The organism is Limnohabitans parvus II-B4, assembly GCF_003063455.1.
In the GTDB taxonomy this organism is placed as follows: Bacteria; Pseudomonadota; Gammaproteobacteria; order Burkholderiales; family Burkholderiaceae_C; genus Limnohabitans_A; species Limnohabitans_A parvus.
Window position 1 is genome coordinate 379,025 of the sequence record NZ_NESN01000003.1, and the last position, 14,564, is coordinate 393,588.

Sequence of the window (14,564 nt, forward strand, 5' to 3'; positions counted from 1 at the left end):
GCTTGCAGCGTGAAAGAGGTGACTTAGGCGACAGGGCTGTTGGGTGCAGGCGTCTGCAGCAGCTGGTCCATGGGCCAGTTGAGCAATTCCGCCAGGCGGCACACCACCCAGCGGGCTTCGGCAGGGATGACCACCGAAGGCTCGGCCAGCAGACCCGCTTCGCATTGCTGCAAGACCAGGTCTTCGGTGATGCCCAGCGTGAATTGCATGTTGGCCGCTTTTTCTGTCAGCAAGTTGGCCAGGTCTTCGCACAGCTCGTAGCGTTCGGCCATGTCGCGCTGGCCCAGGGTGGGCTTGATCTTGCCTGGCGGCACGTAAAGGGCCATGAAAGATGGCGGGATGTGGATCTGGAATTCTTCGGTCATGGTGGTCAGTGGCTGCAGGGGTGAATTAACGCACAGACGCCAACCCGGCGATTTTTTAAATTGACGGCAACGCTGCCCACTCGGCGCATCGGTCGCTGGTGACCGGGTCCAAACAGGCAGGGTTATCCACTTTGAAAGGAAATCGATATGCGTATGCTTCCCCAACTTTCTGCCCTGACTTTGGCATTGCTTGCTTTGTGTGCAGGCCAGGTCATGGCGCAAAACCCTGCCGGACCCAAAACCCGTGAGCAAGTCAAAAACGAACTGAAAGAAGCCATCCGAACAGGCAATATGCCTGCCAATGACGAGTCAGGTCGCATGCTCAACGAGGTGAACCCCTCCGCCTACCCGCCCAAACCGACGGTGCCCTGCAAGACCCGCGAGCAGGTCAAGGCAGAACTGGCAGAGGCTCAGCGCACGGGCAACATGATCGCGCCAGGAGAGTCGGGTTGTTTGCTCAACGAACTCAATCCTTCTGCTTATCCGCCCAAGCCGGTGGTGCCTTGCAAGACCCGTGAGGAGGTCAAGGCGGAACTGGCCGAGGCGCAACGCACGGGCAACATGCCGGCCAACAGCGAAACGGGTTGCATGCTCAAAGACATGTACCCAGACCTTTATCCTAAAAAATAAAGAGCAGGTGAACACTCGCATGCAGGCCTGTCCCGTGTGGACATAGGTCTGTTTTGTGGTGTTCAGATCAGACCTTTTTGACGAATTCGGTTTTCAGTTGCATGGGGCCAAAACCCTCGATCTTGCAATCGATGTCGTGATCACCTTCGATCAGCCGGATGTTCTTGACCTTGGTGCCCACTTTGACCACCGAGGATGAGCCTTTGATTTTCAAATCCTTGACCAGGGTCACGGTGTCCCCGTCTTGCAGCACATTGCCGTTGGCGTCTTTCCAGACTTTGGCCGCTTCGGCTGCGGGCGCTTCGGCCGGGTTCCATTCATGCCCGCAGCTGGGGCAGATCAACAGGGTGCCATCTTCGTAGGTGTATTCGTCGTGGCATTTCGGGCAGGGGGGCAGGGTGCTCATGGGGGTTTAGATATTTGGTAAAACCCGCTGATTGTCCACCCTTAGCTTGGTGTCTTAGTCTGGACGCGATTAACATCGCAGCATGAGTGAACACAACTTGCTGATCAACGGCGCTGCGCCAGGCCCTTCTTTCGCGTTTGCCCCCAGCCAGCGCTACCCCGATCCACGCGTCGAAGTGCTGGAGCCCTCGTTTGCTAAATACCGCATCTTCAGCAGTACGGTTGAGATGCTGGGCAGCGGCATGCGCTGGGCCGAAGGGCCGGTGTGGTTTGGCGACGCCCGCTCTCTGCTGGTCAGTGATATCCCGAACAACCGCATCATGCGTTACGACGAGGCCACGGGCGCTTGGGGCGTGTTTCGCGCACCGTCCAACTTTGCCAATGGCCTGGCGCGGGATACGCAGGGGCGTTTGCTTACGTGCGAACACGGTGGGCGCCGGATCACACGCACCGAATACGATGGGCGCCTCACCGTGCTGGCCGAACGGTTTGAAGGCCAGCGACTGAATTCGCCCAACGACATCGTCTGCCAGTCCAATGGCGCCATCTGGTTCACCGATCCGCCCTTTGGCATCGGCGGGCATTGGGAGGGTGAAAAAGCCCAGCCCGAGCTGCCGCATGCGGTTTACCGCATCGACCCGGTCACCGGAGCGCTGCAGCAGGTGCTGACCGATCTGGCCGGGCCCAACGGCCTGGCCTTTTCGCCCGATGCGCGGGTGCTCTACATCGTCGAAAGCCGTGCGCAACCGCACCGCAAGGTGTGGGCCTATGACGTGGACGCTTCGGGCGGTCTGTCGGGCAAGCGTCTGGTGATCGATGCGCAGGGCCCTGGGGCGCTTGACGGCATCGCGGTGGACGAGGACGGCAACCTCTGGTGCGGTTGGGGCAGCAACGGCAGCCTGGACGCCCGGCCTGAAGACGCGCCGGACGGTGTGCGCGTGTTCAATCCGCAGGGCCAGGCGATTGGGCACATTCACCTGCCCGAGCGCTGTGCCAACCTGTGTTTTGGTGGGGCAGGGCGCAACCGCCTGTTCATGGCGGCGAGCCATTCGCTGTATGCGCTGTACGTCGAGGTTCGGGGCGCCTGAGCCCTGAATTAACAAGACATCGTACAACTTGAGGGCTCAATGGCCCCCGCTGCGGGCCTTGCGCAGGCGGTCGCGGCTGTTGGATAAGTGGGTGCGCATGGCCGCACGGGCGGCCTCGGTGTCGTGGTTGCGAACGGCGTTGAAGATGCTTTCGTGCTCGGCGTGCACGCGCTCCAGATAGGCTTGTCGGCCCTCGGGTGCCTCATCGGCCGTCTTGATGCGCGTGCGCGGAATGATGTGCGTGCCCAGGTAGGTCATCAGGTCGGCAAAGTGGCGGTTGCCGGTGGCCTGGGCAATTTCCATGTGGAACTGAAAATCGCTGGGCACGGCATCCGACTGACTGTCGATCGCGCTGGCAAAGCCGCGCAAGGCTGTGGCCATGGCGCTCAGCTGCTCGGGGGTGGCGCGTTGGGCGGCCAGCCCGGCGGCCTCGGTCTCCAGGCTGATGCGCAGCTCCAGCACGGCAATCACATCGTCCAGCGTGGCCATGTCCTGCTCGGCAATGCGGAAGTTGTGCGTGGTGGGCGCTTCCAGTGCAAAGGTGCCGATGCCGTGCCGCGTTTCGACCAAGCCTGAAGCTTGCAGTCGCGAAATGGCCTCGCGCACCACGGTGCGGCTGACGCCCAGCTCGTCCATCACGGCCGCCTCGGTGGGCAACTTGTCGCCTGGCTTGATCTGCCCAGCCTGGATCAACTGCTGCAGGTGCTGCACCACTTCCTGCACCAGCCCCCCGCGGCGGTTGCGCGGGGCGGGTGGGGGGGCAGATGGGGTGGTGGCGGTTGGAGGGCTGTTCATTTTTTTCATCCCGGTTCTTGACAACAGTTTTGCAAGCATACAGAATTGCCAGTCATCAGACAACTAACAACTTATCGGTTCCCTCAAAATGACCATTCCATCCCATCACACGCTGCTCATGACAGGCGCCGCTGGCGGACTCGGGCAAGCCATGCGCGCCAGACTCCAGGCCAATTGCCAGGTGCTGCGCTTGAGCGACATCGGTGCGATGGCGCCCGCGCAGGCGGGTGAAGAAGTGGTGCAGGCCGATTTGGCCGACGCGGATGCGGTCAAATCGCTGGTTGCCGGTTGCCAGGCCATCGTGCATTTCGGTGGCGTGTCCACCGAGCAGCCCTGGGGGCCCATTCTGCAAGCCAACATCATTGGCGCCTACAACCTGTACGAAGCCGCCCGCATCCATGGCGTCAAGCGCGTGGTGTTTGCCAGCTCCAACCATGTGATGGGTTTTTACCGCCAGAGCGAAGTGGTCGATGCCCTGAGCCCGCCGCGTCCGGATGGCCTGTACGGCCTGAGCAAAGCCTTTGGTGAAGACCTGTCGCGCCTGTACTTTGACCGCTACGGCATCGAGACCGCCTGTGTGCGCATTGGCTCTTCCTTCCCCGAGCCCAAAGACCGCCGCATGCTCGCCAGCTGGATGAGCTACGACGACCTGCACCGCCTGATCACGGCTTGCCTGACCACGCCGGTGCTGGGCCACAGCATCATTTACGGCACGTCCGACAACAGCGTGTCCTGGTACGACAACCACCTGGCGCGTCACATCGGCTACCGCCCGCAAGACAGCTCGGACACTTACCGGGACGCTGTTTACGCACGCACCCCCGAGCCTGATTTGAGCGACCCTGCCGTGCAGTTCCAAGGCGGCGGCTTCGTCAAGATCGGCCCGCTCTGAGTCGCGCCCCCATTTTTTCTTTCTGACCACCCCCTCTTTTCACAAGGACCTTCCGAGATGAATCCGCAAGAACTCAAAGCCATCATGTCCCACGGCCTGCTGTCGTTCCCCTTGACCGACTTCCATGCCAACGGCGACTTCAACAAGCAAGGCTACATCGACCGCCTGGAGTGGTTGGCCCCCTACGGCGCCACCGCTTTGTTTGCCGCAGGCGGCACGGGCGAGTTCTTCTCGCTGACCGGTGAGGAGTACCCCGAGATCATCAAGACCGCTGTGGACACTTGTCGTGGCAAGGTGCCGATCATTGCCGGTGCCGGTGGCCCGACGCGCTTTGCCATTCAGTGCGCCCAAGAGGCCGAGCGTGCCGGTGCCCACGGCATCTTGCTGCTGCCGCACTACCTGACTGAAGCCAGTCAGGAAGGCTTGATCGCGCATGTGGAAGCCGTCTGCAAGAGCGTGAAGTTCGGTGTCATCGTCTACAACCGCAACGTCTGCAAGCTCACCCCCGAATCGCTGGCCATACTCGCTGAGCGTTGCCCCAACCTGATCGGCTTCAAGGACGGCTTGGGCGACATCGAGCTGATGTCTTCCATCTACATGAAGATGGGCGACCGTTTTGCCTACCTGGGCGGTTTGCCCACGGCCGAGGTGTATGCCGCTGCCTACAAGGCGCTGGGCACCCCGGTGTATTCATCGGCCGTGTTCAACTTCATCCCCAAAACCGCGATGGCGTTCTACCACGCTGTGGCCAATGACGACATGGCCACGCAGCACAAACTGCTTCGTGAATTTTTCATGCCTTACCTGGCGATCCGCAACAAGATGCCCGGTTATGCCGTGAGCATCGTCAAAGCCGGTGCCAAGCTGGTGGGCCACGACGCAGGCCCTGTGCGCGCACCGCTGACCGACCTCAAGCCCGCCGAGATGGAACAACTCGACGCGCTGATCAAGACCTTGGGTCCTCAATAAGCCTTTTCCCGTTTTTCACCCGGCAGTCCTTTCAAAAACCACTCAGGAGATATTTCATGACATTCAAGACTTCCTTGCTGGCTGCAGCCGCCGCACTGTCGCTCAGTGCCCATGCCGTCGAGTTCCGTTCGGCCGACATCCACAACTCCGACGACTACCCCACCGTGGTCGCGGTCAAGCACATGAGCACCGTGCTCGAGAAGTTGTCGGGCGGCAAGCACAAGATCAAGGTCTTCAACAAAGGCGCTTTGGGTTCTGAAAAAGAAACCATCGACCAGGTCAAGATCGGTGCGCTCGATCTGGTGCGTGTGAACGTGGCCCCCATGAACGGCATTTGCCCCATGACCATGGTGCCCACCATGCCCTTCTTGTTCCGCTCGGTGGACCACATGCGCAAGTCCTTGGACGGCCCCGTGGGCGCTGAAATTCTCAAAAGCTGCGAGTCCGTCGGTTATGTCGGCCTGGCTTTTTACGACAGCGGTGCCCGCTCCATCTATGCCAAGAAAGCGATCAAATCCGTGGCCGATGCCAAGGGCCTGAAGATCCGCGTGCAACAGTCCGATCTGTGGGTGGCGCTGGTCAGCGCCATGGGCGCCAACGCCACACCCATGCCTTATGGCGAGGTGTACACGGGCCTGAAGACGGGCCTGATCGACGCCGCAGAAAACAACATCCCCTCGTTTGACACCGCCAAGCACGTGGAAGCCGTCAAGGTTTACTCCAAGACCGAGCACTCCATGGCGCCTGAAATTTTGGTGATGTCCAAAGTGGTGTGGGACAAGCTGCCTGCCAACGAGCAAGCCATGGTCCGCCAAGCCGCCAAAGAGTCGGTGGCGGTTCAGCGCAAAGCCTGGGACGAAGCCGAGGGCAAATCGCTGGCCAACGTGAAGGCTGCTGGCGCCGAGATCGTGGACGTGGACAAGCGCTCCTTCCAGGCCGTGATGGGTCCGGTGTACGACAAGTTCATGACCACGCCTGAAATGAAGCGTGCGATCAAAGCGATCCAAGACACCAAGTAATTGACCTTTCCCCTGTGCCCCTGACCTTGCGTCAGGGGCTGGAGTTTTTTCATGTTCACCAAATTTTGTGCGACGGTCTCCAAGATCTGCATGGTGTTGGCCGTGATCGGCCTGATCGCTGTGATCTTGTGTGTGCAGTGGCAAGTCATCGGTCGCTACGTGTTCAATGACACGCCGACCTGGGCCGAAGCCCTGGCCATGCTGATCGTCTTGTTTGTCACCGCCTTTGGGCTGGCCGTGGGCGTGCGCGATGCAGGCCACATTGGTCTGGAGTCTCTGGTGGTCTTGTTGCCCGAAAAATGGCAGCACCGCATCGAGGTGCTGATCCATGCGCTGGTGGGCCTGTTCGGCTTTTTGATGGTGCAGGGCGGCTGGCTCTGGGCCAGTGCCAAGTGGGGCGAGAAAAAGCCCATGCTGCCGGTGCCCGACGGCATCGACTACGTGCCGGTGATCATCGCGGGTGCTTTGATTTTGTTGTTCTCCATCGAGCACATCGTGGCCTTGCTGCGCGGTGAAGTGGTTGAGCCTGTCTGGGAGTGAACATGGAATTGACCGTCCTCGCACTGAGCTTCACGCTCCTCTTGATTCTGGGCGTGCCGGTGGCCTTTGCCATTGGCCTGTCCTCGGTGGCCACCATCGTGGTAGCCGGTTTGCCGGTGGCCATGGTGTTTCAAAAAATGGTCGGCGGCATGCAGGTGTTCTCCTTCCTGGCCATTCCGTTTTTTGTGTTCGCCGGTGAGCTGATGCTCTATGGCGGCATTGCCGACCGCATCGTGCGCTTTGCCAACAGCCTGGTGGGCCATGTGCGTGGTGGGCTGGGCATGAGCAATGTGATCGGCTGCACCATCTTTGGCGGGGTGGCGGGCTCGCCGCTGGCCGATGTGTCGGCCATGGGCTCGGTCATGATCCCTCTCATGAAGAAAGAGGGTTACGACGCCGACTACGCGGTGAACGTGACCACGCACGCCGCGCTGGTGGGCGCCATCATGCCCACCTCGCACAACATGATCATCTTCACGCTGGCAGCTTCTGGCCTGGCCTCGGTGAGTGTGCTGGGTTTGATTCTGGCGGGGCTGGTGCCTGCCATCATTTTGACGCTGTGCAATTTGGGCGCGGCCTATTGGGTGGCGGTGCGACGGGGCTACCCGATCCACGGCAACTTCCCGGGCTGGCTTGAAGTCATCAAGTCCTTTGGTGCCGCATTGCCGGGCCTGTTTGTGGTGGTCATCATTTTGGGCGGCATCTTGTCAGGCGCCTTCACCGCCACCGAATCGGCGTCCATCGCAGTGGCTTGGGCCTTGTTTGTCACGGTGATCGTTTACCGCACCTTGACCTTTCAGAATTTCCTCAAGGCTTGTGCTAAGGCTTGCAAAACCACCGGTGTGGTGTTGCTCTTGATTGGCATCTCCAACGCCTTCGGTTATTTCATGGCCTTGTACGAAGTGCCGCAAATGACCGGTGCACTGATGCAAAAGATCAGCAACGAGCCTTGGGTCATTTTCTTGATGATCAACATCTTGCTGTTCATCCTGGGCACCTTCCTCGACATGGCGGCCACCATCTTGATTTGCACGCCGATCTTCATGCCCATTGCGATGCACTTTGGCATGGACCCGATGCAGTTCGGCATCATGCTGCTGATCAACTGCGCTTTGGGCCTGAACACACCCCCTGTCGGATCGGTGCAGTTTGTGGGCTGCGCGATTGGCGGCATCTCGGTGGGGCAGGTCATGCGCACCATCGGGCCTTTCTATGGTGCGTTGACCCTGGCCATGCTGCTGGTGACCTATGTGCCGCAGTTCACGCTGTGGCTGCCCAATCTGCTCAAGTAAAGCGGTGCCATGACCCTTGCCATCCGCCACGTCCGCGTCACGCCCATCGCATTCCGTGACCCGCCGCTGCTCAATGCGGCAGGCATCCACGAGCCCTGGGCGCTGCGCTCCATCATCGAGATTGAAACCGCCTGCGGGCGCGTGGGCATCAACGAGACCTATGGCGATTTGCCCATGCTGGACGCGCTGGCCAAGGCCGCACCGGCATTGCAGGGTCTGTCGCCCTGGGACCTGAACACCATGGAGGATCGGGTGGCCGCCTTGGTGTCCCCCGCCAAAACCGGTTCCGAGTTTTTGGGTGAACAGATTTCTTTGGCGCCCGGTACGCATGTGTCCAAGAATGTGGCCAAGGTCATCAGTGCTTTTGAAGTCGCCATGCTCGATCTGCAAGGTCAGCTGGCCGGTGCCCCGATCGTGGACTTGCTGGGCGGCGCTGCACGCGATGCGGTGCCTTTCAGTGCTTACCTGTTTTTTAAACATGCCGAGCACATCGACAAGACCCGTACCGAATACCTGCCCGACCCCTGGGGCGAAGGCATCACCCCCGAACAGATGGTGGCGCAGGCGCGCCGCATGATCGATCAGTACGGTTTCAAGAGCATCAAGCTCAAGGCCGGAGCCTTGCCGCCCGAGCAGGAAGTCGCTGCCATGCTGGCGCTGGCCCAGGCCTTTCCGGGCGCACCGCTGCGCATCGACCCCAACGCCAACTGGACCGTGGCGACCAGCCTCAAGGTGGTGGAGCAGCTGCGCGGCGTGCTGGAGTATTACGAAGACCCGGCACCGGGCCTGGACGGCATGGCAGCGGTCGCACGTGAGAGTGATGTGCCGCTGGCCACCAACATGGTCGTGACCGACTACAAAGAATTTGCAGACAACGTGCGCCTGGGCTGCCCGGTGCGCATCGTGCTGTCAGACCACCACTACTGGGGCGGCCTGCGCACCACGCAGCAGCTCGCGTGCCTTTGCCAGACCTTTGACATGGGCTTGTCCATGCACTCCAACTCGCATTTGGGCATCAGTCTGACAGCGATGACGCACCTGGCCGCTTCGGTGCCGCACCTGGCTTATGCCTGCGACACGCATTACCCCTGGCAAGACGACGAAGTGGTGCAGGGTGGCCGCCTGAAGTTTGAAGACGGCAGCCTGCGTGTGCCGCGCACACCGGGCCTGGGCGTGCAGATTGACCCCGAGGCGCTGGCCCGTCTGCACGACAACTACCAGCATTGCGGCATCCGCAACCGCGATGACCTGGGCCAGATGCGCAAGTACGACCCCACTTTCACGGGCAAGCAGCCGCGTTATTGAGTGAAGTGAACACATGAGCACACCTACCCGACCCCTGGCCATCCGCATGCATGCAGATGACAACGTGGCCATCATCGCCAACGATGGCGGCTTGCCCGCAGGCACCGTCATGCCCGAAGGCCCCGCTGCGGGCATCACCTTGCGTGACAAGGTGCCGCAAGGCCACAAGGTGGCCCTGAAAGACATCGCCGCAGGCGCTGCCGTGTTGCGCTACAACGTGCCGGTGGGCTTTGCCCGCGAAGCGATTGCCGCAGGCAGCTGGGTACATGAGCGCTTGCTAGACATTCCGCCCGCCCGCGAACTGCAAGGCTTGCCGATGGCGACGAAACCGGCACCAGCCTGGCCACCGCTGGACGGCCACACCTTTGAGGGCTATGTGAACGCCGACGGCTCGGTCGGCACGCGCAACCTGCTGGCCATCACCACCACGGTGCAGTGTGTGGCCGGTGTGGTCAAGATTGCCGTGGAACGCATCGAACGCGAGTTGCTGCCGCTCTATCCGAATGTCGATGGCGTGGTGGGTCTGGAACACAGTTACGGCTGTGGCGTGGCGATCGACGCGCCCGGTGCCGAGATCCCGATCCGCACGCTGCGCCACATCAGCCTGAACCCCAACTTCGGCGGCGAAGTCATGGTGGTGAGTTTGGGCTGCGAAAAACTGCAACCCTCGCGCTTGCTGCCGCCTGGCAGTTTTCCGATTCACGATGGCCGTGAAAATGACCAAGGCCCCGACCTCGTTTGCCTGCAAGACGATGCGCATGTGGGCTTCATGTCCATGATCGAGGGCATTGTGCAAAGTGCCAAACCCCACTTGGAACGCTTGAACGCACGCCGCCGTCAGACCGTGCCCGCGAGTGCGCTGGTGGTCGGTGTGCAGTGCGGCGGCAGCGACGCGTTTTCGGGCGTGACCGCCAACCCTGCCGTGGGCTACATGGCCGACCTGGTCGTGCGCGCAGGTGGCACCGTGATGTTTTCGGAAAACACCGAAGTGCGCGACGCGGTGGAGCAACTCACCAGCCGCGCCGCCACGCCGCAAGTCGCGCAAGACGTGGTGCGTGAACTCGGCTGGTACGACCAGTACCTCGACCGTGGCCGCGTGGACCGCACCGCCAACACCACGCCAGGCAACAAGGCGGGTGGCTTGTCCAACATCGCCGAAAAAGCCATGGGCTCGATCATCAAGAGCGGCAGCGGCGCGATTGCCAGCGTGCTCGCGCCCGGCGACAAGCTCAAGCCCGATCAAAAAGGTCTGGTGTTTGCCGCCACGCCCGCCAGCGACTTCATCTGCGGCACGCTGCAGTTGGCCGCTGGCATGAATGTGCATGTATTCACCACCGGCCGGGGCACACCCTATGGTCTGCAGGCCTGCCCGGTGGTCAAGGTCGCCACGCGCACCGACTTGGCCCGGCGCTGGCATGATCTGATGGATTTCAACGCCGGGCAGATCGCCGATGGCGCGATGACGATTGAAGACGCAGGCTGGGCGCTGTTTCGCATGCTGCTGGAAACCGCCAGTGGCAAACGAACCTGGGCCGAGCACTGGAAGCTGCACAACGCGCTGGTGCTGTTCAACCCTGCACCGATCACCTGAAACCCCAATGTTCCATTTTTCCTTTTCTACACGACAACACCAGGAGACAAAAATCATGAAAAAACGCCAACTGCTGACTGCGATCGGCCTTGCTGGTCTGAGCTTGCTCAGCCAAGGCCAGGCGATGGCCCAAGCCGATTACCCCAACAAACCGATCAAGCTGATCGTGGCCTTTCCGCCCGGTGGCACCAGCGATGTGATGGGACGCCTGATGGCGGAAGAACTGGGCAAGGTGCTCAAACAACCCGTGGTGGTCGAGAACATCGCCGGTGCGGGTGGTGTCGTCGGCACTGACCGTGCGTCCAAAATGGTTGCCGATGGCTACACCATCATCCAGACCGGCGTGGGGCAGAACGCGGTGGCGCATGGTTTGGATCCGAATCTCAAGTACAACTCGCTGACCGATTTCATCCACCTCACGCAGGTGCATTCGGGACCCAATGTGCTGTTGGTTCATCCCTCGCAGCCTTTCAAGACCGTGAAGGATTTGGTGGACTACGCCAAGAAAAATCCAGGCAAGCTGGACTACGGCTTCACCCACGCGGCCTCAGGTCACATGGCGATGGAGCTGTTCAAGCAAACCACAGGCGTGTTCATGACCGGCATCCCCTACAAGGGCGGTGGCCCCATGCTCAACGACCTGTTGGCGGGTACCATTCCCATGATTTTTTTGAACCAAGACGTCGCGTTGCCGCACATCAAAGCCGGGAAGCTGCGTGCTTTGGCGGTGACCAGCAAAGAGCGCAATGCGCTTTACCCCGATGTCCCCACCATTGCCGAATCGGGCTACAAAGGCTTTGAAGCCCTGTCTTGGTCGGGCTTGTCGGTGGCCAAAGGCACGCCTCAGCCCATTGTGGACAAGCTCGAAGCGGCCATGGCTCAAGCCATGCAATCGGCCAACTTCAAACAGCGCCTGACCTCTACCGGTTTTGTCATCCCCGCACTGGGCAGCAAGCCTTACACCGTTTTTGTCAAATCAGAGCTGGACCAATGGACCCGCGTCATCAAGGCCGCTGGCATCAAGCCTGAATAAGAAAGAAGCTCCCATGTCCGACGCCATCTCCTGGGTCAAAGTCTCCGCCTGCACTTTGCCTCTGGCCAACCCCATCAGCGATGCCAAGGTGTTGACGGGTCGGCAAAAGCCGATGACCGAAATCGCGCTGCTGTTTGTCGAAATGAAAACCCGCGATGGCGCAGAAGGCGTGGGCTTCAGCTATTCCAAGCGTGCTGGTGGCCCCGGCCAGTTTGCGCATGCCAAGGAAATTGCACCGGTCTTGATCGGCGAAGACCCCAACGACATCGCCAAGCTTTGGGACAAGCTGTGCTGGGCGGGCGCTTCGGTGGGCCGCAGCGGCCTGTCGGTGCAGGCCATTGGCGCTTTCGATGTGGCCTTGTGGGACATGAAAGCCAAACGCGCCGGATTGTCCTTGGCCAAGTTGCTGGGCACGCACAGGGACAGCGTGCGCTGCTACAACACCTCGGGCGGTTTTCTGCATACGCCGCTCGACCAGCTGATGGTCAACGCCTCGGCCTCGGTGGCCCAAGGCATTGGCGGCATCAAGCTCAAGGTGGGCCAGCCCGACTGCGACAAGGACATCGAGCGCGTGAGCGCTGTGCGCCAGCACCTGGGCGACCGGTTTCCGATCATGGTCGACGCCAACCAGCAATGGGACCGCCCGACCGCGCAGCGCATGTGCCGCCGCCTGGAGCCGATGAACCTGATTTGGATCGAGGAGCCGCTGGACGCCTACGACCACGAAGGCCACGCCACACTGGCCGCGCAGTTTGACACCCCGATTGCCACCGGCGAGATGCTCACCAGTGTGCAGGAACACTGGGACCTGATCCGCCACCGCGCCGCCGATTACCTGATGCCCGACGGCCCCCGCGTGGGCGGCATCACGCCATTTTTGAAGATCGCGCAGCTGGCCGAACACGCAGGCGTCATGCTGGCTCCGCACTTTGCGATGGAACTGCACATCCACTTGGCGGCCACCTACAAGACCGAACCCTGGGTCGAGCACTTTGAATGGCTGGAGCCGCTGTTCAACGAACGCATCCAGATCCAAGACGGCCGCATGCTGGTGCCGACCTTGCCTGGTTTGGGCGTGTCGCTTAGCGAGCAGGCCCGCCGCTGGACCACGGCCAGCTTCGAGGCCACGGCCTGATCCTTTTTCCATTTCTATAAGCAGTACAACATGAGCACACTCCAATCGTTCAACGCCCGCACTGGCCAGGCCTATGGCGCGGCCTTGCCCGCCACCACCACAGCAGAACTGAACACCGCCATCGACAAAACCGGTGAGGCTTTTGACGGCTGGCAAGCCAGCGATGGCGCCAGCCGCGCGAACTTGCTCAACGCCCTGGCCGCTGCTCTGGAGCAGGACCGCGAAAAATTGGTCGAGCTGGCCGATGCCGAAACTGGCCTGGGTCTGCCCCGCCTGAACGGCGAGTTGGACCGCACGGCTTTCCAGCTGCGCCGCTTTGCCACCATCGCGCAAAGCGGCGATGTCTTCGCTTTCACCGACGACCCGGCTGTGGCAGGTAGCCCGCCCGCAGGTCACCCGGCCATGATGCGCGTGCGTGTGCCGCTGGGGCCGGTCGCCATGTTCTCGGCCAGCAATTTCCCGTTCGCGTTTTCCGTGTTGGGTGGTGACACCGCATCGGCGCTGGCAGCTGGTTGCAGCGTGGTGGTCAAGGCCCACTCGGGCCATTTGCACACCTCGGCCCGCGTTTATCAGCTGGCGCGCCAAACCCTCGCTGCGCTGGGCCTGCACGAAGGCCTGATCCAGATGGTGCAGGGCGCAGGCAGCCAAGTCGGTGTGGCACTGGTCCAGCACCCCACCATTGCAGCGGGTGCCTTCACAGGCTCCACCCGTGGCGGCGCGGCGCTGCGCGATGCCGCACGTGCCCGTCCGCGTCCCATCCCGTTCTATGGCGAACTCGGCTCCATCAACCCGGTCATCGCCACGCCTGAGGCTTTGCAAAAAGGCGGCGACGCTTTGGTGCAGACCCTGGCTGGCTCCATCACCTTGGGTTGCGGCCAGTTTTGCACCAACCCTGGCTTGCTGGTCTTGCAGCGCAGCCCTGAAAGCCAGGCTTTTGTCGTGGCACTGACCGAAGCGCTCAAGGCCATCCAGCCGCACGCCATGCTGACCCAAGGCATGCGCCAGGCGTTGGATGCGGGCACGGCCAAGCAGCTGGCCGCTGGTGCTAAGGCGCTGCTGAACAACCCCGTGCCCGATATCGCGCCTAAGCCTTTCTTGGCCGAAGTCGATGCCTCCACCTTCATGGCCGACCACCAGTTGCAAGAAGAAGTGTTTGGCCCCGCCAGCCTGATCGTCTGGACCGATTCGGTGCAGCAGACCCTGCAGGTGCTGCAGACCGTGGGCGGCACGCTCACCGTGACTTTCTGGGGTGCGGACAAAGACACGCCCGAAGTGCGCCGCCTGGTGCGCGGTGCCACGGCCATTGCCGGTCGCGTGCTGTTTGCCGGTGTGCCCACGGGCGTGGCCGTCACAGCTGCGCAGCAGCACGGTGGCCCTTGGCCGTCCAGCACCGAGCCCATGACCACCTCGGTGGGCGATGCCGCCATGGACCGTTTCCTGCGCCCTGTGTCTTTGCAGGACATGCCCGCCTGGCTGGTGCAGCGCCAAGGCCGCCCTTGCTGATG

General features: G+C 61.5%; 15 protein-coding genes. 12 read left to right on the forward strand and 3 right to left on the reverse strand.

The window, feature by feature from the left end:
- Window positions 1-23: 23 nt before the first annotated feature.
- Window positions 24-365: an ATPase with chaperone activity gene (locus tag B9Z37_RS10255; RefSeq protein WP_108312916.1), complete on the reverse strand. Its 342-nt coding sequence runs from the start codon at window positions 363-365 to the stop codon at window positions 24-26.
- A 147-nt stretch (window positions 366-512) separates the two neighbouring features.
- On the opposite strand from B9Z37_RS10255, the gene B9Z37_RS10260 reads away from it, so the two are divergent.
- The gene (locus tag B9Z37_RS10260; protein WP_108312917.1) at window positions 513-995 is read left to right on the forward strand and encodes a DUF4148 domain-containing protein; all 483 of its coding nucleotides are present in this window, start codon (window positions 513-515) and stop codon (window positions 993-995) included.
- A 67-nt stretch (window positions 996-1,062) separates the two neighbouring features.
- On the opposite strand, the gene B9Z37_RS10265 is transcribed toward B9Z37_RS10260, so the two are convergent.
- On the reverse strand, window positions 1,063-1,401 hold the full coding sequence (locus B9Z37_RS10265) for a zinc ribbon domain-containing protein YjdM (protein ID WP_108312918.1): 339 nt from the start codon (window positions 1,399-1,401) through the stop codon (window positions 1,063-1,065).
- An 82-nt stretch (window positions 1,402-1,483) separates the two neighbouring features.
- Between B9Z37_RS10265 and B9Z37_RS10270 the strand changes: the two genes are divergently transcribed.
- Window positions 1,484-2,488, forward strand: coding sequence for an SMP-30/gluconolactonase/LRE family protein (locus B9Z37_RS10270; protein ID WP_108312919.1), 1,005 nt, complete (start codon window positions 1,484-1,486; stop codon window positions 2,486-2,488).
- 36 nt (window positions 2,489-2,524) lie between these two features.
- Here the strand turns inward: B9Z37_RS10270 and B9Z37_RS10275 are convergent, their stop codons facing one another.
- Entirely contained in the window at window positions 2,525-3,283 is a 759-nt protein-coding gene (locus tag B9Z37_RS10275) for a FadR/GntR family transcriptional regulator (protein ID WP_108313007.1), read from the reverse strand.
- An 88-nt stretch (window positions 3,284-3,371) separates the two neighbouring features.
- Here B9Z37_RS10275 and B9Z37_RS10280 point away from each other — a divergent pair, with 88 nt between their 5' ends.
- The 10 genes from B9Z37_RS10280 to B9Z37_RS10325 are packed head-to-tail and all read left to right on the forward strand — an operon-like array spanning window position 3,372 to window position 14,562.
- Complete coding sequence (locus B9Z37_RS10280) at window positions 3,372-4,175, forward strand: NAD-dependent epimerase/dehydratase family protein (protein WP_108312920.1); 804 nt, start codon at window positions 3,372-3,374, stop codon at window positions 4,173-4,175.
- A 57-nt stretch (window positions 4,176-4,232) separates the two neighbouring features.
- Window positions 4,233-5,144, forward strand: coding sequence for a 5-dehydro-4-deoxyglucarate dehydratase (kdgD, locus tag B9Z37_RS10285; protein ID WP_108312921.1), 912 nt, complete (start codon window positions 4,233-4,235; stop codon window positions 5,142-5,144).
- Window positions 5,145-5,200: 56 nt separating this feature from the next.
- The gene (locus B9Z37_RS10290) at window positions 5,201-6,163 is read left to right on the forward strand and encodes a TRAP transporter substrate-binding protein (RefSeq protein ID WP_108312922.1); all 963 of its coding nucleotides are present in this window, start codon (window positions 5,201-5,203) and stop codon (window positions 6,161-6,163) included.
- Between the two features lie 51 nt (window positions 6,164-6,214).
- Window positions 6,215-6,703 (forward strand): TRAP transporter small permease, encoded by a 489-nt coding sequence (locus tag B9Z37_RS10295; protein WP_108312923.1) that lies wholly within the window; start codon window positions 6,215-6,217, stop codon window positions 6,701-6,703.
- 2 nt (window positions 6,704-6,705) lie between these two features.
- The gene (locus B9Z37_RS10300) at window positions 6,706-7,995 is read left to right on the forward strand and encodes a TRAP transporter large permease (RefSeq protein ID WP_205872580.1); all 1,290 of its coding nucleotides are present in this window, start codon (window positions 6,706-6,708) and stop codon (window positions 7,993-7,995) included.
- A gap of 9 nt (window positions 7,996-8,004) precedes the next feature.
- Complete coding sequence (locus tag B9Z37_RS10305; RefSeq protein ID WP_108312925.1) at window positions 8,005-9,300, forward strand: glucarate dehydratase family protein; 1,296 nt, start codon at window positions 8,005-8,007, stop codon at window positions 9,298-9,300.
- 13 nt (window positions 9,301-9,313) lie between these two features.
- A complete protein-coding gene (gene garD / locus B9Z37_RS10310; RefSeq protein WP_108312926.1) occupies window positions 9,314-10,891 on the forward strand; it encodes a galactarate dehydratase in 1,578 nt (525 codons plus the stop codon).
- A gap of 55 nt (window positions 10,892-10,946) precedes the next feature.
- Window positions 10,947-11,924, forward strand: a complete 978-nt coding sequence (locus tag B9Z37_RS10315) for a Bug family tripartite tricarboxylate transporter substrate binding protein (protein WP_108312927.1) — start codon at window positions 10,947-10,949, stop codon at window positions 11,922-11,924.
- A gap of 13 nt (window positions 11,925-11,937) precedes the next feature.
- A complete protein-coding gene (locus B9Z37_RS10320; RefSeq protein WP_108312928.1) occupies window positions 11,938-13,059 on the forward strand; it encodes an L-talarate/galactarate dehydratase in 1,122 nt (373 codons plus the stop codon).
- A 30-nt stretch (window positions 13,060-13,089) separates the two neighbouring features.
- Window positions 13,090-14,562: an aldehyde dehydrogenase (NADP(+)) gene (locus B9Z37_RS10325; RefSeq protein WP_108312929.1), complete on the forward strand. Its 1,473-nt coding sequence runs from the start codon at window positions 13,090-13,092 to the stop codon at window positions 14,560-14,562.
- Window positions 14,563-14,564 lie beyond the last annotated feature (2 nt).

Coding starts and splice junctions, on each gene's coding strand:
- B9Z37_RS10255 (WP_108312916.1), bottom strand. CDS start 365: ATGACCGAAGAATTCCAGATCCACATCCCGCCATCTTTCATGGCCCTT.
- B9Z37_RS10260 (WP_108312917.1), top strand. CDS start 513: ATGCGTATGCTTCCCCAACTTTCTGCCCTGACTTTGGCATTGCTTGCT.
- B9Z37_RS10265 (WP_108312918.1), bottom strand. CDS start 1,401: ATGAGCACCCTGCCCCCCTGCCCGAAATGCCACGACGAATACACCTAC.
- B9Z37_RS10270 (WP_108312919.1), top strand. CDS start 1,484: ATGAGTGAACACAACTTGCTGATCAACGGCGCTGCGCCAGGCCCTTCT.
- B9Z37_RS10275 (WP_108313007.1), bottom strand. CDS start 3,283: ATGAACAGCCCTCCAACCGCCACCACCCCATCTGCCCCCCCACCCGCC.
- B9Z37_RS10280 (WP_108312920.1), top strand. CDS start 3,372: ATGACCATTCCATCCCATCACACGCTGCTCATGACAGGCGCCGCTGGC.
- kdgD (WP_108312921.1), top strand. CDS start 4,233: ATGAATCCGCAAGAACTCAAAGCCATCATGTCCCACGGCCTGCTGTCG.
- B9Z37_RS10290 (WP_108312922.1), top strand. CDS start 5,201: ATGACATTCAAGACTTCCTTGCTGGCTGCAGCCGCCGCACTGTCGCTC.
- B9Z37_RS10295 (WP_108312923.1), top strand. CDS start 6,215: ATGTTCACCAAATTTTGTGCGACGGTCTCCAAGATCTGCATGGTGTTG.
- B9Z37_RS10300 (WP_205872580.1), top strand. CDS start 6,706: ATGGAATTGACCGTCCTCGCACTGAGCTTCACGCTCCTCTTGATTCTG.
- B9Z37_RS10305 (WP_108312925.1), top strand. CDS start 8,005: ATGACCCTTGCCATCCGCCACGTCCGCGTCACGCCCATCGCATTCCGT.
- garD (WP_108312926.1), top strand. CDS start 9,314: ATGAGCACACCTACCCGACCCCTGGCCATCCGCATGCATGCAGATGAC.
- B9Z37_RS10315 (WP_108312927.1), top strand. CDS start 10,947: ATGAAAAAACGCCAACTGCTGACTGCGATCGGCCTTGCTGGTCTGAGC.
- B9Z37_RS10320 (WP_108312928.1), top strand. CDS start 11,938: ATGTCCGACGCCATCTCCTGGGTCAAAGTCTCCGCCTGCACTTTGCCT.
- B9Z37_RS10325 (WP_108312929.1), top strand. CDS start 13,090: ATGAGCACACTCCAATCGTTCAACGCCCGCACTGGCCAGGCCTATGGC.